This is a genomic window from Pseudomonas persica (assembly GCF_900291015.1).
GTDB lineage: Bacteria > Pseudomonadota > Gammaproteobacteria > Pseudomonadales > Pseudomonadaceae > Aquipseudomonas.
Window position 1 is genome coordinate 38,156 of the sequence record NZ_OLKL01000014.1, and the last position, 20,824, is coordinate 58,979.

Consider the following 20,824-nt stretch of genomic DNA (forward strand, 5'->3'; position numbering starts at 1 on the left):
CCATGCCCCGTGAAATCGCCTTCCATGGCGTGTACATGCCCACCATGACCTTGATGTTCCTGTTCGCCCTGGGCCTGGCCTGGGGCCTGGACCGCTTCATTGCCAGCCATGATGGCTACCGCTTCTTCTGGCACCCGGCGCTGCTGCGCCTGAGCCTGTTCGTCTGCCTGTTCGGCGCCCTGGCGCTGTCGCTCTACTGGTGAGAATCCTTCGATGAAAAAGTTCTTCAGCCTGATCGCCACCCTGTTGGTGCTGGCCGCTGCCGTGGTGATCGGTCGCCAGTTGTGGCTGCATTACATGACCACGCCATGGACCCGCGACGGCCGCGTGCGTGCCGACATCATCAACGTCGCCGCCGACGTGCCCGGCTATGTGGTGGATGTGCCGGTCAAGGACAACCAGCGGGTGAAGAAGGGCGACCTGCTGATCCAGATCGACCCCGAGCACTACCAGCTGGCCGTCGACCAGGCCAAGGCGCAGGTTGCATCGCGCAAGGCCACCTGGGAGATGCGCAAGGTCAACGCCAAGCGCCGTGCCGACATGGACAACCTGGTGATCTCCAAGGAAAACCGCGACGACGCCAGCAACATCGCCAACTCCGCCCAGGCGGACTACCAGCAGGCCCTTGCCGAACTGGCTGCGGCCGAGCTGAACCTCAAGCGCACGCATATCGTGGCCACGGTGGACGGCTACGTGACCAACCTGAATATCCACAAGGGTGACTATGCGCGTACCGGAGAAGCGGTGATGGCGGTGGTCGACGAGAACTCGTTCTGGGTGTACGGGTTCTTCGAGGAGACCAAGCTGCCGCATGTGAAGGTGGGCGATCAGGCCGAGCTGCAGATGATGAGCGGCGAGCGCATCAAGGGCCATGTGGAGAGCATCGCCCGCGGCATCTACGACCGCGACAACCCGCAGAGCCGCGAGCTGATCGCCGATGTGAACCCGACCTTCAACTGGGTGCGCCTGGCGCAGCGGGTGCCGGTGCGCATTCACATCGATGAAGTGCCGGAAGGGTTTTTGCTGGCGGCGGGGACGACTTGTACGGTGGTGGTGAAGCCGGGTTCGCCTTGAGTGGTGTGGCGTCTGTGGGATCGAGCGCCGCCCGCGCGGCGCATCGCGAGCTACGCTCGCTCCTACGTTTGTTTCGGGCCAGTCATGTCTGTGACAGACGCGCGCGACCGCCTGGTTTGCATGACGCAATATCGAGCCATGTGCCAAGGCGTTCGCGCGCAAATCCCACTGGAATAATTGGCCCGAAACAAACGTAGGAGCGAGCGTAGCTCGCGATGCGCCGCGCGGGCGGCGCTCGATCGCCCAGGCGATGAACCTCTCGAGTCATCCACCCGCAGCCCCCACCAACACCGGCACCTCAACCCGGTCAATCACCTTCGCGCTGATCGACGGGTCCAGCAGCCGCCCCAGCCGTGACAGGTGGCGGTGGCCCATGATGATCAGTTCGCAGTTCAGCTCCTGCGCCTTGGCTACGATCGCCTCGACCGGCTGCCCGGCCACCATGCAGCCCTGGCTGGCGAAGCCGGCTTGCTGCAGCGCGCGCACGGCCTCGGTCACGGCCTGGTCGGCCTGATGCTGCTCCTCGCAGGCGGCTGGGTATTCCTCCAGTTCTTCGGCGGTGTAGGGCGCGGGTCGCTCGTGCACGGCGAAGGTGGCGTCGATGGCCAGTAGCACGTGCAGTTCGTGCTCGCCGGGGCGGCAGTAGCGGCGGGCGAGGGTGAGCAGGGCGGTGGATGCAGGGGAGGCATCGATGGCGATCAGGACGGGGCTGGGCATGTGGGATCCTTGTTTCGGGCTGGCTAAGGGGTTGTCTGTTCTGGCCTCTTCGCGGGTGAACCCGCGAAGAGGCCGAACCTGCCATTCCTCATTCTTGGCTCAATCCACCCGCAGGATAAATGCCCCAGCACGCACGGGCGCATTGCGTCTGGTGCAATCCAGCAACCTGCTACCATCGCCATTCCTCACAGCTGTAACGGAAAACGGCCATGCAACTCCCGGACATGAACCTGCTCGTCGCCCTCGATGCCCTGCTCGACGAGGGCAGCGTGGTGGGCGCGGCGCAGCGCATGAATCTGAGCCCGGCGGCGATGAGCCGGACCCTGGGGCGTATCCGCGATGCATTGGGCGACCCGATCCTGGTGCGCGCCGGCCGTGGCCTGGTGCCGACGCCGCGGGCGCTGGCCCTGCGCGAGCAGGTGGCGGCACTGGTGGAGCAGGCTGGCGAGGTGTTCCGCAGTGCCGACGAGGTCGACCTGGCCAAGCTTGACCGGGCCTTCAACATTCGCACCAATGACCTGTTCATCGCCCTCTACGGCGCTCAGTTGCTGAGGCGCATGCACGAGCAGGCGCCGCGCACGGTGCTGCGCTTTGTGCCGGAAAGCCCCGGCGGCGATGACGACAGCGTGCTGCGTGACGGGCGTACCGACCTGATCATCAGCTCGACCGTCGACCTGGGGCCGGAGATCAAGGTGCAGAGCCTGTTCCAGACCTACTACGTGGGTCTGGCGCGGCGTGACCACCCAATCTTCGACCAACCGATCACGGCGCAGCGTTTTGCCAGTTATCCACAGATCAGCGTGTCCCGCCGTGGTCGGGCCAACGGACCGATCGATGTGGAGTTGGCCAACTTCAAGGTGCAGCGGCGGGTGGCGCTGATTACCCCGAGTTTTCACTCGGCGCTGTTCTCGCTGCCGGATTCCGACCTGATCCTGCCGATGCCGGCGAACATCCTCAACAGCGTGCACAAGCTAGGGCTGCCGCTGCGTTCGTTCGAGATACCGGTGCCGCTGGAGCGGGTGACGGTGCTGCAGGCGTGGCACCCACGGTTTCACAATGACCCGGCGCATCGGTGGTTGCGGCAGACCCTGAAGGCTTGCTGCAGCGTCGATCCTTGAGTGATGTTCTGCCTGGGCCGGCCTTTTCGCGGGTGACTCGGTTTCGAAGTGGATTGCGCCTGACGCAACATAAAACTGCCGAGAAGTCAGTTTTCGTCAGCATTCGACCTTCTTAGACTTGTTCCAGTCGCAAATTTGTTGCTGGAGATGTCTGCCCATGAATTCCCTGTCCGCCCCGTCTGCCGCGATTGCCGCCGCCCCAGCGCCGGCCGCGCCTGCGCAGACTGCGTTTGGCCTGCAGGTAGTGGTCGGGCTGTTCGGTGTGTTGCTGGCCGTGCTGTGCGCGGGCCTCAACGAGTCGGTGACCAAGATCTCCCTGGCCGATATCCGCGGGGCCATGGGCATCGGTGCCGACGAAGGCGCCTGGTTGCTGGCGGTTTACAGCGCCGCCTCGGTCTCGGCCATGGCCTTCGCGCCATGGCTGGCCACCACGTTCTCGCTGCGGCGCTTCACCATGAGCGCCATCGGCCTGTTCGCCGTGCTCGGCCTGCTGCAACCGTTCGCCCCCAACCTGCACAGCCTGATGCTGCTGCGTGTGCTCCAGGGCTTCGCCTCTGGCGCCTTGCCGCCGATGCTGATGAGCGTAGCCCTGCGCTTCCTGCCGCCGGGCATCAAGGTCTATGGCCTGGCCTGCTATGCCCTCACCGCCACCTTCGGCCCCAACCTCGGCACGCCGCTGGCAGGGCTGTGGACCGAATACGTCGGCTGGCAATGGGTGTTCTGGCAGATCCTCCTGCCCTCGGCGCTGGCCATTGCCTGCGTCGGCTGGGGCCTGCCGCAGGACCCACTGCGCCTGGAGCGCTTCAAGCAGTTCGACTGGCGCGGCGTGCTGCTCGGCCTGCCCGCCATCAGTTGCCTCGTGCTGGGCCTGTCGCTGGGCGACCGCTGGGGCTGGTTCGATTCGCCGCTGATCTGCTGGCTGCTCGGCGGTGGCCTGCTGTTGCTGGTGCTGTTCATGTACAACGAATGGTCCGAGCCACTCCCGTTCTTCCAGTTACGCATGCTGTCGCGGCGCAACCTGAGTTTCGCCCTGGTGACCCTGGCTGGCGTGCTGATCGTGCTTTCGGGCGTGGGCAGCATCCCGTCGGCCTACCTGGCGCAGATCCAGGGCTACCGCCCGGCGCAGACCAGCCCGCTGATGATGCTGGTGGCCATGCCGCAACTGATCGCCCTGCCGCTGACCGCGGCGCTGTGCAACATCCGTGCGGTGGACTGCCGCTGGGTGCTGGGCATCGGCCTGGCGATGCTGGCGGTGTCCTGTGTCGGCAGCAGCTTGCTGACCAGCGAGTGGATCCGTGGCGACTTCTACCCGTTCTACCTGCTGCAGGTGTTCGGCCAGCCGATGGCGGTGCTGCCATTGCTGATGCTGTCCACCAACGGCATGACCCCGCAGGAAGGCCCGTTCGCCTCCAGCTGGTTCAACACCGTCAAGGGCATGGCCGCAGTGATCGCCGGTGGCCTGCTGGACGCCATGGGTACCCTGCGCCGGCACTTCCATTCCAACCACCTGGTGGACAGCCTGGGCAACGCCCCGCTGGTCGACGGTAACGCTGCTGGCCTGGCCAGGCGTATCCACGACCAGGCGCTGGTGCTGACCTCGGCCGACCTCTACCTGGTCATGGCCTGCATTGCCGTGGCCCTGATCTGCCTGATTCCTTTCGTGCCTACCCGGGTCTATCCGCCGCGCGCGGTGGCCTGAACCCTGGATGAATTCGAGAACCACTGAAATGACCAACAACCGCAAGACCCTGTTCATCGGCTCGGTACTGGCCGTGGCCGTCCTGGCCGGCATCGTCGGCCCCTGGATGTTCGGCAGCGACCACCGCCAGAGCACCAATGACGCCTATGTGATCGCCGACTACACCGTGGTAGCGCCCAAGGTCGCCGGCTTTATCAAGGAGGTGCTGGTGGAAGACAACCAGCAGGTCAGGGCCGGTCAGTTGCTGGCGACCATCGATGCCCGCGACTACCAGGCCGCGCTGGATGCCGCACAGGCGCAGTTGCTGGTGGCCCAGGCGCAAAGCGCCGATGCCCGCGCCACCCTCGAACGCCAGGCGTCGCTGATTGCCCAGGCGGAGGCTGCCGTGAAAGCTGCCCAGGCCGAAGCTGCGTTCGCCGACCATGAAGTCAACCGCTACAGCCGCCTGGCCGAGCAGGGGGCCGGCACCGTGCAGAGCGCCCAACAGGCGCGCAGCGGGGTCGACCAGGCCCGCGCGCGCCTGGCCAATGCCCAGGCGGCACTGGTAGCGGCGCGCAAGCAGGTGGATATCCTTACCGCCCAGGTGGCCAGTGCCGACGGCCAGCTGAAACGGGCCGAAGCGGGGCTGGAAAAGGCCCAGCTCGACTTGTCCTACACCCGCATCACCGCGCCGGTGGACGGCATGGTCGGCGAGCGCGCCTTGCGTGTCGGTGCCTACGTCAACCCGGGCGCCCGCCTGCTGTCGGTGGTGCCATTGCAGCAGGCCTACGTGGTCGGCAACTTCCAGGAAACCCAGCTGACCCACGTGCAGCCCGGCCAGGCGGTGAGTATCAGCGTCGACACCTTTGCCGGTGAGACGCTGCAAGGCCATGTGCAAAGCATCGCCCCGGCCACCGGCGTGACCTTCGCCGCCGTAAAGCCGGATAACGCCACCGGCAATTTCACCAAGGTGGTGCAGCGCATCCCGGTGAAGATCGTTTTCGATGATGGCCAGCCGCTGCTTGCCCGCCTGCGCGTGGGCATGTCGGTGGAAGCGACCATCGACACCCGTGGCGACCAGCTGGACGGCAAAGAGGTAAGCGCACGATGAAACCGGCATTACGCTTGAGCCCGTTGCTGCTGGCCGTGTTGCTGGCCGGCTGCACTCTGGGCCCGGACTTCCAGCGCCCTGACAGCCAGGCACCGCACCAGTGGGCGCCGCTGCAAGGCGAGGCGGCGACCAGCCAGCCGCAGGCCGAACCGCTGGAGCTGCGCTGGTGGCAAAGCTTCCACGACGCCCGCCTGAGTGCCTTGATCCAGCGCGTTGCCGAGCGCAACCTCGACCTGCAGATGGCCAGCGCCCGCCTGCTGCAAAGCCGCGCCTTGCGCAGCACCGTGGCTGCCGACGAAGTACCGGCGGTGGATGTGAATGCCGGCTACAGCCGCGCGCGCAACAGTGCCGAAGGCCTGAGTGATCCGTCCGGCAAGGCGGGCAAGCAAGCCTTCAACCTCTGGCAGGGCGACCTGGTGGCCGGTTGGGAGTTGGACCTGTGGGGCCGCGTGCGGCGCCAGGTCGAGGCTGCCGATGCCACGGTCGAAGTGGCCGAGAACGACCGCCGCGGCGTATTGCTGGCATTGCTTTCGGAAACCGCCGGCAACTACATCCAGCTGCGCGCCGTGCAGCACACCATCGATGTGACCCGCGACAACCTCAAGGTCGCCCAGCACAGCCTGAAATTGTCTGAAAACCGCCAGGTCGAAGGTGTCGCCACGCGTCTGGACGTGGCCCAGGCCAGTGCCCAGGTCGCTTCGATCGAGTCGCGCCTGCCAAGCCTGGAAGCACGGCGCGATGACCTGATCAACGCCCTCAGCCTGCTCGCCGCCGAACCGCCGCGCAGCCTGCAGGCCGAGTTGCTGCAGGGCGGCGAGCTGCCTGCGCCGCAGCAGACGTTCGCCATTGGCTTGCCGTCCGAACTGGCCGAACGCCGCCCGGACATTCGCCAGGCCGAGGCCCGCCTGCATGCCGCCACCGCCAGCATTGGCGTGGCCAAGGCCGACTTCTACCCGAGCATCCGGCTGTCGGGCAGTGTCGGCTTCCAGGCCATGCAGCTGTCCGATTTCGGCGCTTGGGATTCGCGCCGTTTCGCCTTCGGGCCGCAGCTGTCGCTGCCGATCTTCGAGGGCGGCCGGCTCACGGGTACCCTGGAACTGCGCGAGGCGCAACAGCAGGAAGCGGCGTTGAACTACCGCAAGGTGGTGCTGGGCGCCTGGCATGAAATCGACGATGTGCTACGCCTGTACAACGCCAGCCAGTTGCGGCGCGACCACCTGGCCGAGGCGGTGCGGCAGAACCGCATCGCCCTGGAGACCGCCCAGCGCCAATATGTGGAAGGGGCGGTGGACTTTCTCAATGTGCTGACGGTGCAGGGAGCATTGCTGGCCAGCGAGGAGCAGTGGATCGACAGTTCGGCGGCGGTATCGCAGGCGCTGGTGGGCTTGTACAAGGCCTTGGGTGGTGGCTGGCAGGCATTCGACGAACAGCCGGTCAAGGAAGCATGAAAGCGGGGCCGCTGTGCGGCCCATCGCCGGCAAGCCAGCTCCCACAGGTACAGCGCAGATTCCAGAACCTGTGGAGACTTTGTGGGAGCTGGCTTGCCGGCGATAGAGCCGGGACAGGTAATAACAATGTTAAAGCGGGCGCAGCAGGCCAAAGCGCTTGCGCAACGCCCAATCCAGCACCCGCCGCGGCAGTAACCGGGCCATCAACGGCAACGCCGTGCTGCCATTCCCCAACCGCACCACCGCCGGCACCGGCGACTTGCCCACCGCTGCCAACACACCCTGGGCAAACACCGCCGCCGAAGTAGGTTTGTCCTGCGATGCCCGCGCCCGAGCCTGCACCTGCTCGCGCAACGGCCACCACGCTGAGTCCGCCGCCAGCACCTGCTCGGCCTGGCGCTGGGCATTGCTGGCGAACTGCGAGGCAATCGCCCCCGGCTGCACTTCCATCACTTGCACGCCGAACGGCGCCAGTTCCAGGCGCAAGGCATCGCTCAGGGCATGCACGGCAGCTTTCGAGGCGCAGTAGGCGCCAGCGAACGGGGTGACAAGCACACCGGAAACGCTGCCGATATTCACCACCAGGCCGCGTGAGCGGCGCAGCAGGGGGAACAGTGCGCGGGTAACGCCAACCACGGCAAAGACGTTGGTTTCGAACTGTTGGCGTAAGGCTTCCACGCCGCCATCGAGCAATGGGCCCATGGCGCCGTAGCCAGCGTTGTTGATCAGGATGTCGAGGTTTTCCAGGTCCTCGGCCAGGCGGGCCACGGCCTCGCTGTCGTTTACATCAAGTTGCCGGGCGGTGTAGCCGGCGGCGTTCAGTTGCTCGACATCTTCAGGTTTGCGGGCGGTGGCCCAGACATGGTGGCCGGCATCGCGGAAGGCGTCGGCCAGGGCGCGGCCGATGCCGCTGGAACAACCGGTGATCAAAACGGTGGGCATGGTTGGGGCCTGTTGTCAGGGAGGATTGGTTTTCCTGTACCGGCCTCTTCGCGGGTGAACCCGCTCCCACATGGACTCCACAATCTTCGAGTAGGTGGTGATCCTGTGGGAGCGGGTTTACCCGCGAAAGGGCCGGCACAGGCGATACATTAATTGGCAAACGCACCTTGCAGATGCTCTGCACGAAACTCCAGGGTCTGCGGCCGGTACCCGGAGCGCAGTGGCGGCAGTGGCAGGCAGTCTTGCCACTCGGCCCCAGGCTGCAGTTCACCCGGCCCACGGTAGCGCGGGGCGTTGTAGGTGTTTTCGGCCAGGTTCACGGTATCGCCCGGCGCATACGCCGCCACCCGCCAGCGCAGTTCGGTGAGCGGTACTTCGTTGCCGTTCTTCATGCGCACTTGCAGGGCACGGTCGGCGGGGCAGTGTTCGGGGGCGTAGCTCAGGCGCAGGTCCAGGCGGGCCAGTTGCGAGGTTTCGCGGGTGTCCTGCCAGACGACGAACAGAGCTACCAGGCCCAGGCCACACATGGCAGCCAGCGAGATCGGCAAGGCCTTGGCCGGGTAGCGCAACAGCAGCACCAGCCAGGTGAGGATGAGGACGGCACCGATGATCATGGGGCTTGCAGACCTTGATTGCGCGGGGTCTGATCATCGTAGCCCGAAATGGGGAGTGGCTCAAAAAGCGGGGCCGCAAAGCGGCCCCAAGGGTGGAGTTACTGCGCGATGGTCTTCACCGAAATGCCACGCTCGACCGGCGTGGAGGTACGCCCGTACACATCCTCGAAGCGTTCGATGTCATCCTCGCCCAGGTAGCTGCCGGACTGCACTTCGATGATCTCCAGCGGGATCTTGCCCGGGTTGCGCAGGCGGTGGACCGAGGCGATCGGGATGTAGGTCGACTGGTTCTCGGTCAGCAGGAACACGTTCTCGTCACAGGTTACCTCGGCAGTGCCGGACACCACGATCCAGTGCTCGGCACGATGATGGTGCATCTGCAGCGACAGGCTGGCGCCCGGTTTGACGGTGATGTGCTTGACCTGGAAGCGGCCGCCCATGTCCACCGAGTCGTACGAGCCCCACGGGCGATACACTTCCAGGTGGTTCTGGGTTTCGCTGCGGCCCTGCTCGTCGAGGGTCTTGACCATCTGCTTGACGCCCTGAACCTTGTCCTTGTGGGCAATCATCATGGCGTCCTTGGTCTCGACCACCACGATGTTCTCCAGGCCGATCACCGACACCAGCTTGCCGTTGCCGTGGATCATGCAGTTGCGGCTGTCCTGCACCACCACGTCGCCCTTGGTGACGTTGCCGTTGTCGTCCTTCTCGTGCACCTCCCACAGCGACGACCAGCAGCCCACGTCGCTCCAGCCGGCCGACATCGGCACCACGCAGGCGCGCTGGGTCTTTTCCATCACCGCGTAGTCGATGGAGTTGTCCGGGCAGCAGGCGAAGGTGGCTTCGTCGATGCTCAGCACATCACCGTCTTCCTGGCTGCGCTCCAGGGCCAGCACGCAGGTGTCGTAGATGTCGCCGTCGTGCTTCTTCAGCTCTTCGAGGAAGCGGCTGGCACGGAACAGGAACATGCCGCTGTTCCAGAAGTAGCCGCCGGCCTGGACGAACTCGGCGGCGCGTTTTTCGTCAGGCTTCTCGACGAACTGCGCCACGCGCGCCACGCCTTCAGGCAGCAGGGCGTCCTGGCTGGATCGGATGTAGCCGTAGCCGGTTTCCGGCTTGGTCGCCGGCACGCCGAACAGCACCATCTCGCCACGCTCGGCGGCCACGGTGGCCAGGGCCAGGGCGCGTTGCAGGGCCTTCTGGTCATCGATCACGTGGTCGGCGGGCAGCACCAGCATCAACTCGTCACGACCTTCGTTGAGCAGTTTCATGGCTGCCATCGCGACAGCTGGCGCGGTGTTGCGACCGAACGGCTCCATCAGGATGCCTTGGGTTTCCAGCTTCAGGGCCGCCAGCTGTTCCTGGACGATGAACTTGTGGTCCTTGTTGCAGACCACGATGGGCGTGTCCATGCCCTCGAACACCAGGCGCTCGATGGTCTGCTGGAAAAGGGTGTGTTCACCGGTCAGGGCCAGGAACTGCTTGGGGAACTGCTTGCGCGACAGAGGCCACAGACGGGAACCGCTACCACCAGAAAGAATTACCGGGATCATCATGTTTCTCCAATAGTCGTTGAGAGGCAGGGCAATCAGTTGCTAGCCACGGGGCGAGTTACCCACACCGGCGACAAGGCGTTGCCGGAACCCGTTACGTACAGCACTGCGGCTTCGCCGCGCTCCAGGGCGACGGGTTTCACGTCACCCACTTTCTTGTCTCCTTGGTACAGCGCCAGGTTGACCTTGACCGGGTTGATTTCGCGTTCGCCACGGCCGTTGGCGGCTACCGGCTTGACCACTTCGGTCTTGCCATCGGCGGTCTTCAGGGTCAGTTGCTGGTCGCTCAGGTTCTGCACGCGAACCAGGGCTTTCTGCTTGTTCTTGAACGGCGGCTCTTCGATCAGCTGCGGGTTGCCGCTGGCGCTGTTGACCAGGGTGTAGTACTTGTCCGAGGCCAGCTTGACCGGCACGCTCTTGCCGCCGACCTGGGCGGTGTAATCACCCCCTGGCAGGAAGCTGAAGTCGCTGCTGGCCTGGGCGCCAACCTGCTTGATCTGGGTATTGCCGACCGAGGCTGCAGCCGGTGCGCTGGAAGCGTTGTACAGGCGCACGAAGCTCGAGCCTTTCGGTGCGCTCGGGCCATACAGGGCGGCGTCGGCGCCGGCGAAAGCCTGCATGGAAGCCAGGGACAGGCCGGCCGCGAGGGTCAGGGCTTTGGCAATGGAAGTCTTGGTAGTCATGTGTGCGTTCCTCTGATTAGTGGTTCGTCCGGGTGGACGACAAGGCCAGGTTTTCTTCGGATTTACGGGTGTTTTTCAGCTGGGCGATCCACTGCGGATCGAAGCTGCTGAGGTCGTTCTTCATTGGCAGATAACGTTCGGGGAATTCCCACACCACCACTTGCGGTGCGGCGTTTTTAAAGGCGTCGCTTTGCAGGTACTTGAGCATCGGCAGTAGCGGGCCATGGCCGTCTTCGGCGTAGTTGGCCACGTCGCTGCGCAGGGCCTGCTGCAGCGCGCCGAGGAAGTTCCAGTGCGGGTTGGCGCTGTAGCTGGTGCCCACCAGCGCTACCGGGATCTGGGTGTCGGCGAACAGTGCGTCACCGGTTGCACCTTCGGTCTCGACCGGGCGAGTGGTGCGCTGCTGCAGGTTGTCCGGGGCCGGCAGCAGGTTGCTGAACAGCGGGTCCAGTGGCAGGAAGTTGGTCAGGTCGCCCTTGTACGGCGCGGTGCTGCCGGCTTCGGTGATGAACGCCTGCGGGTCGCCATTGAGCAGGCTCTGGCGGCTGACCGCTTCGGCCAGTGCCTGCGCTGCCACTTCAGCGCCCATCGGCGTCCAGTGGGTGTCGGTACGCAGGAACACCTGGCCGCGGGCCTTGGCCTGCTCCATAGGTGCCATCAGGTCCGGGGCGAACACGTTGGCCTGGCGCGCCTGGGCATGGAACTGGTTGTACAGGTCGGCATGCAGGCTGGTCGGCAGCTGCTTGCCCAGGTACTCGGCGTACACCCGCGCCTTGGCCGGCACGATCGTCAGCACCAGCTGGCTGCCGTGCTGCTGCAGGGTGTCGCGCACGCCACGGATCAGCGCCAGGTTTTCCTGCATCAGTTGCTCGGCACCGGCGCTGGGCTTGAACTCTTCGTCACTGAACAGCCACTGGTCGCGGCCCAGTACCACGCCGGGGCGGCCTTCGTTGAACAGCTTGAAGTCCATCGCCGCCCACAGGTTGGTGCCCAGGCGCTTGATCGGGAACTGCTCGTCGTAGTGGGTCTCGGCGGCCTTGGCCAGCTTGCCGTTGAGCAGGGTCATCTGCTCGGTGCGCTGGAAGCTTTGCAGGCCACCGGTGGACCACACGCCCATGCCCACCAGCAGGCCGAGGAACGACAGCGAATAGGTAATGCGTAATGTCCGGGTCATGTCATCAACCTCAGAACTGGAAGTAAAGGAACGGCGAGTAGCTCTGCGCCGAAAGCTTGAGGATCGAGGCCACGAACAGCAGCAGCACCAGAGCGCGGGTCATGACCCGGGTCCAGTCCAGGCCGATCGAGCCGTCGTTGTTGACCTGCACCGGGCTGGCCTTGGGCGTCGGCCTGGCGTTGCGGTAGAAGTCGCGCAGGCCGAAGAACGCCAGGGTGATGTAGGCGACCACCAGGGTGGCTACCTGCAGGCCGGTAAGCTGGGCGCGGTTGAGTTCCGACAGCTGCCAGTCGCCGAAGCTGAACATGGCACCGTACATGCGGCCGGCCACTTCCAGGTTCTCGGCGCGGAAGATCACCCAGCCGACCACCACCAGCAGGAAGGTGAACGCCCACTTCACCGGGTTGAAACGCTGCGGGTTGGTGTCGATGCCCAGTGCGCGCTCGATGGCCAGCCACATGCCGTGCCAGGCGCCCCAGATGATGTAGGTGAAGTTGGCACCGTGCCACAGGCCGCCCAACAGCATGGTCAGGAACAGGTTGCGGTAGGTGTTGAAGGTGCCTTTGCGGTTACCGCCCAGGGTGATGTACAGGTAGTCGCGCAGCCAGGTCGACAGGCTGATGTGCCAGCGCCGCCAGAACTCGGTGATCGACTGGCTGATGTACGGCTGCTTGAAGTTTTCCATGAAACGGAAGCCCATCATCAGGCCCAGGCCGATGGCCATGTCGCTGTAGCCGCTGAAGTCGAAGTACAGTTGCGCGGTGTACGCCAGGGCGCCGAGCCAGGCATCGCCGGTGGTCGGGTTCTGCAGGGCGAAGCAGTGGTCGGCCACTACCGCCAGGGTATCGGCGATGAACACTTTCTTGATGAAACCCTGCATGAAGCGGGTGCAGCCTTCGGAGAACTTGTCCAGGGTGTGGGTACGGTTGTTGAACTGATCGACCAAGTCCTTGAAGCGCAGTACAGGGCCGGCGATCAGGTGCGGGAAGATCGCCACGAACGCCGCGAAGTCGATCAGGTTGCGGGTAGCCGGGGTGTCGCCGCGGTACACGTCGATGATGTAGCTGATCGACTCGAAGATGTAGAACGAGATCCCGATCGGCAGCAGCACGTGAGTGAGGATGAATGGCTCCAGGCCGAACGAGGAGATGATCGCGTTAAGGCTGTCGACACCGAAGTTGGCGTACTTGAAGTAGCCGAGGATCGCCAGGTCGACACCGACGCCGAGCAGCAGCCAGCGCTGCGCGGGCTTGGTGCGCACACCGGCGGCGCCGACTTTCAGGCCGATCCAGTAGTTCCACAGGGTGACCCCGGCGAACAGGGCCAGGAAGTCCACCCGCCACCAGGCGTAGAAGATGTAGCTGGCGACCAGCAGCAGCAGGTTGCGATAACGTTGCCCGCTCAAGTAGTACAGGCCGAGAAAGATCGGCAAGAACAGGAACAGGAACACGTTGGACGAGAAGACCATCCCGGTTCTCCTTTTTGTTCACAGCATCCGGGGCAAAGCGCCCCCCAAACCCCCCACATGTTCGTGGCGGGCTACCTAGATTCCTGTGGGAGCGGGTTTACCCGCGAAGAGGCCGGCACAGGCACCGCACATGGCAGGTCTGGCCTTTTCGCGGGTAAACCCGCTCCTACAGGGGTTTTGCGTTACTTTTTCGATTCCGCGCTCGGGTCGTAGACCCGGGTCAGGTCGCCGCCCAGCCGGAAGCTGTTGAACGGCTGCATACCGCGCTTGCGTTGCAGGGTGTCGCCACTGCACGCATACAGGCTGCAGTACGGCTCCATCCACGCGTACTTGCTGTCGATCTTCAGGTCTTTCATGTCCTGTTTCTCGCCATTGCGGGCCTTGAACGCGCTGGGGTCCTTCGACCCGTTCAGCACCCGCTGCGCCAGGCGCTGCAGGGCGTTGTTGTTCTCGCCGCGCACATCCACGCCATTGACCTGGGCGAAGCTGGCAATCATCGCCAGTGGCGGCAGGGCGTAGTTGTGGTAGGCCAGGGCGCGTTGCTTGCGCTTCAGTTCGTTGGGCAGGAAGCCCTGCTCGTCGACCTGATTGGCGCCAACCCGGTATTCCTTCACGGCCCAGTCGAACAGGTCGCGACGGTCGGTGGCCACGGCGCTGGCCATTACCGCCCAGGCCGCCCAGTAGCTGTGGTTGTTGATCTTCTCCAGCGGCAGGTCGCTCCAGTCGCGTACGGTCTGCTCGGCCAGGCGGGCGAACCATTTTTCGATCAGTTCGGCCTCCGCCTGGTGCGCGGCCAGCGGCTGCGAATTGGAGAACTTCAGGCGCAGCCACGAACCGCTCATGCTGCCCAGCGCCCATTTGCGCATCGACTTGCCGGTGTGGTTGTAGTCGGTGGACATCAGCGCATCGGCGCGGGCCCAGCTGCCCAGCCAGGCCAGGGTGCAGTCGAGCTGCGCCGGGCGGCCGTCACGCATGTACTGGCCGATCATCTTGCTCACGCCTTTCTCAAGGGTGGTGATGGCTTCGGTGGACTTGCGAAAGGCTTTTTCCGAGTCGGCATTGAGCGTGGCCCGCGCCTTGTCCGAGCCTTCGTACTTGCTGCGGAACTGCAGGGCGCCGGTGTATGGCTTGGGGGCAGCCTCGCAGCGGAAGTTGCCGTCGCCGGTCTTGAGCTTTTCGATCCCCTCGTAGTAACCCTGGGGCGGTACCAGCGCGGCGTGCGCGGCACCGCCGCACAACGCCAGGGCAAGCAGGGCGGGACGGGAAATTCGCTTGAACGGGATCATGGTCGCCTCACTGGCCGGCCTGCGCGGTCTGCGCGGGCACGGCGAAGTTGTTGCGTTTGCAGAGCTTGGCCTCGACCTTCTGGGTGCCGCTTTCCGGCCCCTGCACCTCGAACGCCAGCAGGCTCTGGCTGGCCCAGTCCTCGTCTTCACGCATCTGGAAGACGAAGCGGCCATCGGTTTCGGAGGTTTCCGGCTTTTCCAGCTTGATGTCTTCGTGGCGGCCGTTGAGGTACCAGAGGGTGGCCTGCAGTACCTTCACCGACGGGTCTTCGAACTTCACGTCCATTTGTATGTTGCGGTTGACCAGGTCCTTGAGCACACCGCCCTTGCCGTTGACCATCAGCTCGTTCTTGCCGGGCTTGAGCGTGGTGCTGGCACTCATCAGGGCCGGGCGGTCATCGCAGCCGTCGTCGAGCAGGCCAAGGATTTGCCGCCAGATGGTTTCCTGGTCCAGGCGATACAGCGGGGAGAACTCCCAGATCAGGATCTTCGGCGGGTTGTTCTGGAATTCCTCGCTGCCCAGGTACTGGATCATCGAGCCTTCCAGACCACCGCCGGGGAAGGCGACGTTCAACACATCGGCACCAATGTACTGTTGCAGGAAGCCCGCGAAGTTGTAGTTCTTGCCGCTGTGGCTGGTACCCACCAAAGTGATCTGTGCGTTGCCGGCGTCACCGAACAGGTCGTCACCGCCACCGTCGGAGCCTTTCGGCTCGGTGGCGAACTGGTCCATGTACTGGACGGCGTAGCTGGTGCCACAGAGCTGGCCGGCGACGTTATGCAAGGTGCCGGTCTTGCCCATGCGCCCGGACTTCTTCGTTTCGAACTCCTTGCGCGGGATGCCTTCGAAGGCCGGCATGTTGTGCACGGTGTCGGCCACGATCTTCGCCGCACGCTCGGCGCCATACGGCGTCCAGTGCTGGTCGCCACGGAAGTAGAAGTCCTTGCCCTGATCGGCAGCGGCCAGTTGTTCATTGGTCAACGGCGACAGGTCGGGGACGTTGTAGCCCATGCTGGCGAAACGCTTGAGCATGGCCTGGTAGTTGCCCAGGGCCTTCTGGTAGTCGAAGGCGGCTTTTTCCGCCGGGTTGAGCATGTTGCGGTTCACCAGGCCACGGGTCGGCTGGTACACCACCACCAGTTCCACGCCGCGCTTCTTGAACGCGTCGTGCACTTGCTGCAGGCGCTTGTAACCGGCCGGGGTGGTATTGAACTCGGTGCGCAGGTCTTCGCGGGTACGGAACAGCCAGTCGCCCTGGGCCTGCACCAGCGTGGTGAAGTTCTGCTGGTAGCGGGTGGTGTAGCGGCTGGCATCATGCGCTTCAGGGCACAGCTGGCAGCAAGGCTCGGCGCTGAAGGTGGGGGCCTTGACGTCTTCGGCGCGCACGCCTTGGCTGATCGCCAGGAGGGCGGCGGACAGGCCCAGCAGTTTCATCAGATGTGGAGTCATGGTCTGGGCTTCCTTAATCGATCATTTCGGTCTGGCGTTCGACCGGGTCGATCAGCACAGCCTTTTGCTGGCGTACCAGCAGGTCGAGGATTTCGTCCTGGCGTTCGCCAAGAATGCCGTTGAGGCTGATGCCGCTGGCCTTGCGCGGGGCGAGCATGGACACCTTGTACAGTTCGACCGACAGCGGCGAGTCGATCGACAGTGGCCCGGAGCCGTTGGCCGCCAGTTCGCCACCGACCAGGATCAGCGACACCTTGGTGTCGAACGGGTCGAGGGCGATGTCGCGGTCGGTATCGGACAGGTCCTTGATGTGGCCGTACACGCCGACCAGGCCGTTGGCCATGGCGACGTTTTCGTACAGGCGGATGTTCACGCTGTTACGCACGCGGATGCCGTGGCGGCGGTTGTTGATCAGCTTGTTGCCCCACAGCAGGTTGTCACCGCTTTCGTACAAGGTGATGCCGTCGGTGTGGTTGCGGTAGATCTCGTTGTAGGCCACCAGGTTGTTGACGCTGTTACGGTCGATCACCACGCCCGAGAGCTTGTTGTCGAAGCTCTTGTTGTTGATGATCCAGCTGTCGTTGACCTCCCGCGAGACGATGATGCCGTGCTTCTTCTTGGTGCCGTACACCGTGTTGCCGGCGATGATCAGCCGGTGCGAGCGGTCGTGCGGGTCGATGCCGTAGACGATGTTGTCGCGGTAGGTGCTGTCCTTGACCACGAAGTCCTGGGTCTCGTAGCAGTAGAAGCCGTACCACATGTCGCTGAACTCCGAGCCGATGATCCAGCCGGTGGGTTCAGGGCGGCCCATGCGCTTGGCCATGTTCGGCGTGTACTGCGAGATGCTCACGCCGTACGACTTGGACTTGGCGTAGCCGAAGCTGGCCATCTTGGTGTTGACGATGTAGGTCTCGGTGCCGCCCCACGACAGCAGGAACGGGCGGAATTCCTTGGGTGAACGGAAGGTGGCCGGGCCGTTGTCCTTTTCCCGCCAGCCGGTCACCTGGGTGTCGGTGATGAACAGCTTGCCGTCGTTGACCAGGAACGAACCGCCTTCCTGGGACAGGCGCAGTTGCTTGACCTTGCCGTCGATCTCGAGGATGCCCTTCTGCCCGACCACGATCGGCAGGCGCGCCAGGTAAACGCCCGGCTCGACTTCGCTGAGGTACTGCTTGGGTACCTTCTTGCTCAGCTCGACCAGGTCGACATGGCCGTCATCGACGAATATCGCCTGCGGAATGCCATGCTGGCGCTGGACCCACTCGGCCGCCTTGTTGTCGCCGCCGACGAACTCCTTCAGGGAGTCCTCCTGGAACATGCGGCGCAGGCTGACCTTGCCTTTGTGGCGACGGTCGATTTTCTTCTGTACCGCATCAAAGGTGTAACCGGTCAGGTCGGGCAGCTTCGGCGGGTCCATGTGCAGCGGCTCGACCGGTGCGCTGGAGACCGTGTAGGTCTTGGCCTGCTGCAGTTCCTTGGCGATCACCTTGGGCTCTGCGGCAGCCACCAGGCCGCTGGCCAGCAGCAAGGCGCTGGCCAACAGGCTGTGACGTAAGTGCGGGTGAAGGTTCATAACGGTAAGTCCCCTACCGGCCTCAGAAGCGCCAGATCACATCGACGAAGGCACGGTGCATGTACGAGTCCGCTTCCTTGCCGTAGGCGTCACCCGGCTTGAACACACCGGCGCGCAGGCGCACCAGGGCAGATGGCTCGTCGATTGCCTGGCTCATCGAAGCCGGCAGCAGGCCTTGCTTGAAGTACTTGGTCACGACCACGTCCATTTCCTGGCCTAGGTCTTTTTCGCCATCGACCAGCGGGCGGTTTACCCCGTTGTCGTTGACCACCGCGTTGATACCGCTGGAACCGATGTTCTGGTTGCCATCGACACGCCAGAACTTGTGGTAGATGAAGCTGGCGTCGTAGTCGTCGCGCAGCTGCCAGGAGGCGAACAGGGTGGCGGCCTGCAGGTTGCCCAGCTCGCCGCGGAAGGCTTCACCGAAGCGGTGCACGCGCGAACGGGTACCGGTGTAGTTGGAGCGGTTGCTCTCGACGCCGGTCTGCTCGTAGTTGCTCGAACCGTCGTCGCCACCGCCACCGCTGCCACGGGCGTAGGCCGCACCGACCTGCCATTGCGGGTCGAGGCGCAGGCGGATGCCGAGGTCGGTGGCCCAGGCGTTGACGTCACCGCTCTGCTTGCCGGTGGCCACGGTTTCGTCGCCGACGACCTGGCTGCTGAGGGTGTCGCGGTCACCGGTCAGCCAGGTGACGCTGCCCCAGTAGTTGACGGTGTGGTCGTTGCGCCAGTTGTAGGCGTCGCTGTTGGCTTCCAGGCCCAGCCAGGTGAGGTCGCCGGTGCGAGTCTTGTCCAGCGCATCGACGGTTTCGCCCGGGCTCTTCAGGCTGCCGCCGTCGTGGCTGTGGTGGGCGCGTACGCCGACCCAGTGGCCAGGGGTCCACTGCGTGGCGACGTTGCCGTAGAGGTGCGTGCGGTCCTTGTCTTGCGGGGCCAGCTCGGTGAGGTCGGTGCGGTATTCGCTGAAGCGCTGGGCCACGCCCAGGTCGGCCTTGAGCAGGGTGGTGTCGAAGGTCCAGTTCAGCGCCTCGATGTTGGTGTCACGCCACATGCCATCGTCGCTGCGCAGGCGCTGGCGGCCGAAACGCAGCTGCTCGCCGGGGTAGGCGGTGAGACCGCTGTAGCCGACCCAGAATTCGCGCATGGCCAGGTAGCTCTTGTCCTGCTCACGGCCGTCGGCGGCAGTGTCGGTGCTGGTGCCGTCGTCGTTCTGGCGCAGGGTGTCGGTTTCGATGGTGTCGGTGGCGGTGACGGCCTGGCCCATGGCATAGGCGCTCCAGTTGCCACGCTCGCCATATACCCAGGGGCGCAGATCAAGACCGAGGCCGCTGACGTCGCCGCCGGAGCGGGTGCCCAGGTCACGGTCGTCTTCCGACTGGCCGGTGATTTTCACGTCCAGGCCGAAGTTCTTTTCAGCGGTCATTGCCGCCAGGGTCGGGCAGGACCATAGCAGGGCGAAGCTCAGGCCGATGCCAGCTTTCACGAGGGGATTGAGCGTCATAGCGAGTCCTCACCGGTTACTTCTTGTTCGTCGTCTTGCAGGGCTTCGATGGCCAGGGTGCTGTTGGCCCCTTGCGCCATGCTGCCGCGGGCCTGCTTCTCTTGCGCCAGCAGTTGCTGGGCCTGGCTGCGCTGGTCAGGCGTGAGTTGCTGGTCGAGCTGCTGCAGCAGTTCAGCGGACTGCGGTGTCGGATTGAGCTGAGCCAGTTGGGCGAATACCCAGGCATTACCCGGTTGCGGGCGGATGCCGTGGCCTTCGCTGAACAGCTGGGCCAGGGCATAGTCGGCGCTGTTCTGCCCGCCACGGGCGGCGGCCAGCAGGTGGTCGACGGCCTTCTGCGGCTCGACGTTGCCCAGGTAGCCACGGCGGTACAGCTGGCCCAGGTAGTAATGGGCGCTGACTTCGCCGGCGTCGGCGGCAGCCTGCAGGTGTTGCTCGGCTTTGGCCGCATCCGCAGGCAGGGTCTTGCCTTCGTAGTACAGTCGGCCCAGCAACAGTTCGGCGCGTGGCTGTTCGGCTTCGCGGCCCTTGTCGATGTAGGCCATCAGCTGGTCGGTATCGCCCAGTTCGGGGAAGTCGTACACCAGTTGTGCCAGGCTGACCCAGGACGCCGGGTTGGTCGGGGCCACCTGTTCGAGCAGGTCCTTGGCAGTTTTCTCGTCGGTCTGGCCGAGGCTGCGGTCAGCCAGGACCCGGGCCACGCTGTCGACCCGGGTGGCCGGTACTGCGCCGCGGGCGTAGGCAGCCTTGAGCTGGCCGAGCAAGGCGGCCTGCTGGTCGGCCTGGCCACGCTTCTGGTACACGGTGGCCAGTTCGACGTAGCAGATGTCGGTGCTGTTCAGTGCGGCCTTGCAGATTTTCTCCACTTCGCCCAGGTGCTGGTCGTAGCTGCCTTGGGTGCGGTACAGCAGCACCTGGGCCAGGCCCGCTTCCGGGTTGCCGGCGGCGCGCCACTGGTCGATCTGCTGCTGCGCGTTGACCTTGGGGAAGCTTTGCGGGTAGCTCAGGTAGAGCATCGCCAGCGGGATCAGGGTATTACCTTCGCCCTGTTTGGCCGCTTGCTTGAGCAGGGTTTCGGCTTCTTCGCGCTCGGCCTGGGTGCTGTCGGGCTTGGCCACCAGCAGGCGGCCAAGGCGGGCCTGGGCACGCGGCGAAATGGCGGCCGCGGCGCGGTAGGTGGCCTCGGCTTCCTTGATCTTCGCCGGGTCGCGGGTGGCGACCTTGATGTCGGCCAGGCCCACTTGCGCTTCGCTGTAGCCCAGGTCGGCCAAGGCCTTGTAGTTGCGCTCGGCCAGTGCCGTGTCACCGCGCTTCATGGCTTCGTTGGCCAGGCGCTGGTCGGGCAGGCCGGCACAGCCGGCCAGGGTGATGGCTGCAGCCAGGGCACACAGGCCCAGGCTGGCGCTTTTCTTGTAGGGAATCATGTTGTGATCC

The 20,824-nt window shown here is 64.7% G+C and carries 18 protein-coding genes; 6 read left to right on the forward strand and 12 right to left on the reverse strand.

The features are described from left to right. Positions 1–2: 2 nt before the first annotated feature. Together FQ664_RS06885 and FQ664_RS06890 are read left to right on the forward strand one after the other, a co-directional pair. A complete protein-coding gene (locus FQ664_RS06885; protein WP_008097766.1) occupies positions 3–203 on the forward strand; it encodes a DUF1656 domain-containing protein in 201 nt (66 codons plus the stop codon). Between the two features lie 10 nt (positions 204–213). Continuing rightward, positions 214–1,074 (forward strand): efflux RND transporter periplasmic adaptor subunit, encoded by an 861-nt coding sequence (locus tag FQ664_RS06890; protein WP_144171084.1) that lies wholly within the window; start codon positions 214–216, stop codon positions 1,072–1,074. A gap of 264 nt (positions 1,075–1,338) precedes the next feature. On the opposite strand, the gene FQ664_RS06895 is transcribed toward FQ664_RS06890, so the two are convergent. Further along, entirely contained in the window at positions 1,339–1,791 is a 453-nt protein-coding gene (locus FQ664_RS06895) for a universal stress protein (protein WP_144171086.1), read from the reverse strand. Between the two features lie 209 nt (positions 1,792–2,000). Between FQ664_RS06895 and FQ664_RS06900 the strand changes: the two genes are divergently transcribed. The 4 genes from FQ664_RS06900 to FQ664_RS06915 all read left to right on the forward strand — a co-directional run bounded on the left by FQ664_RS06900 (position 2,001) and on the right by FQ664_RS06915 (position 7,146). Next, on the forward strand, positions 2,001–2,909 hold the full coding sequence (locus tag FQ664_RS06900) for a LysR family transcriptional regulator (RefSeq protein WP_144171088.1): 909 nt from the start codon (positions 2,001–2,003) through the stop codon (positions 2,907–2,909). 157 nt (positions 2,910–3,066) lie between these two features. Beyond that, complete coding sequence (locus FQ664_RS06905; RefSeq protein ID WP_144171090.1) at positions 3,067–4,608, forward strand: MFS transporter; 1,542 nt, start codon at positions 3,067–3,069, stop codon at positions 4,606–4,608. A gap of 28 nt (positions 4,609–4,636) precedes the next feature. After that, positions 4,637–5,698, forward strand: a complete 1,062-nt coding sequence (locus FQ664_RS06910; RefSeq protein ID WP_144171092.1) for an HlyD family secretion protein — start codon at positions 4,637–4,639, stop codon at positions 5,696–5,698. Then, entirely contained in the window at positions 5,695–7,146 is a 1,452-nt protein-coding gene (locus tag FQ664_RS06915) for an efflux transporter outer membrane subunit (RefSeq protein ID WP_144171094.1), read from the forward strand. Before FQ664_RS06910 ends, FQ664_RS06915 begins: the two co-directional genes overlap by 4 nt. Before the next feature lie 129 nt (positions 7,147–7,275). On the opposite strand, the gene FQ664_RS06920 is transcribed toward FQ664_RS06915, so the two are convergent. The 11 genes from FQ664_RS06920 to algK all read right to left on the reverse strand — a co-directional run bounded on the left by FQ664_RS06920 (position 7,276) and on the right by algK (position 20,814). After that, positions 7,276–8,088, reverse strand: coding sequence for an SDR family oxidoreductase (locus FQ664_RS06920; protein WP_144171096.1), 813 nt, complete (start codon positions 8,086–8,088; stop codon positions 7,276–7,278). Between the two features lie 149 nt (positions 8,089–8,237). Then, entirely contained in the window at positions 8,238–8,702 is a 465-nt protein-coding gene (locus tag FQ664_RS06930) for a multidrug transporter (RefSeq protein ID WP_144171100.1), read from the reverse strand. A gap of 98 nt (positions 8,703–8,800) precedes the next feature. Continuing rightward, positions 8,801–10,255 carry a mannose-1-phosphate guanylyltransferase/mannose-6-phosphate isomerase gene (locus FQ664_RS06935; protein ID WP_144171330.1) on the reverse strand — a complete coding sequence of 485 codons (1,455 nt, stop codon included), beginning with the start codon at positions 10,253–10,255 and terminating at the stop codon, positions 8,801–8,803. A 35-nt stretch (positions 10,256–10,290) separates the two neighbouring features. Further along, positions 10,291–10,938, reverse strand: coding sequence for an alginate O-acetyltransferase AlgF (locus FQ664_RS06940; RefSeq protein ID WP_144171102.1), 648 nt, complete (start codon positions 10,936–10,938; stop codon positions 10,291–10,293). Between the two features lie 16 nt (positions 10,939–10,954). Next, positions 10,955–12,112, reverse strand: coding sequence for an alginate O-acetyltransferase (locus FQ664_RS06945; RefSeq protein WP_144171105.1), 1,158 nt, complete (start codon positions 12,110–12,112; stop codon positions 10,955–10,957). A gap of 10 nt (positions 12,113–12,122) precedes the next feature. Next, positions 12,123–13,580 (reverse strand): MBOAT family O-acyltransferase, encoded by a 1,458-nt coding sequence (locus tag FQ664_RS06950; RefSeq protein WP_144171107.1) that lies wholly within the window; start codon positions 13,578–13,580, stop codon positions 12,123–12,125. Between the two features lie 182 nt (positions 13,581–13,762). Further along, positions 13,763–14,866: a mannuronate-specific alginate lyase gene (locus tag FQ664_RS06955; protein ID WP_144171109.1), complete on the reverse strand. Its 1,104-nt coding sequence runs from the start codon at positions 14,864–14,866 to the stop codon at positions 13,763–13,765. A gap of 7 nt (positions 14,867–14,873) precedes the next feature. Continuing rightward, positions 14,874–16,316, reverse strand: a complete 1,443-nt coding sequence (locus tag FQ664_RS06960) for an alginate O-acetyltransferase (RefSeq protein WP_144171111.1) — start codon at positions 16,314–16,316, stop codon at positions 14,874–14,876. A 13-nt stretch (positions 16,317–16,329) separates the two neighbouring features. Next, a complete protein-coding gene (gene algG / locus FQ664_RS06965; protein WP_144171113.1) occupies positions 16,330–17,889 on the reverse strand; it encodes a mannuronan 5-epimerase AlgG in 1,560 nt (519 codons plus the stop codon). 22 nt (positions 17,890–17,911) lie between these two features. Further along, positions 17,912–19,390 carry an alginate export family protein gene (locus tag FQ664_RS06970; RefSeq protein ID WP_144171114.1) on the reverse strand — a complete coding sequence of 493 codons (1,479 nt, stop codon included), beginning with the start codon at positions 19,388–19,390 and terminating at the stop codon, positions 17,912–17,914. Next, positions 19,387–20,814: an alginate biosynthesis TPR repeat lipoprotein AlgK gene (gene algK / locus FQ664_RS06975; protein ID WP_144171116.1), complete on the reverse strand. Its 1,428-nt coding sequence runs from the start codon at positions 20,812–20,814 to the stop codon at positions 19,387–19,389. Before algK ends, FQ664_RS06970 begins: the two co-directional genes overlap by 4 nt. Positions 20,815–20,824: the final 10 nt, after the last annotated feature.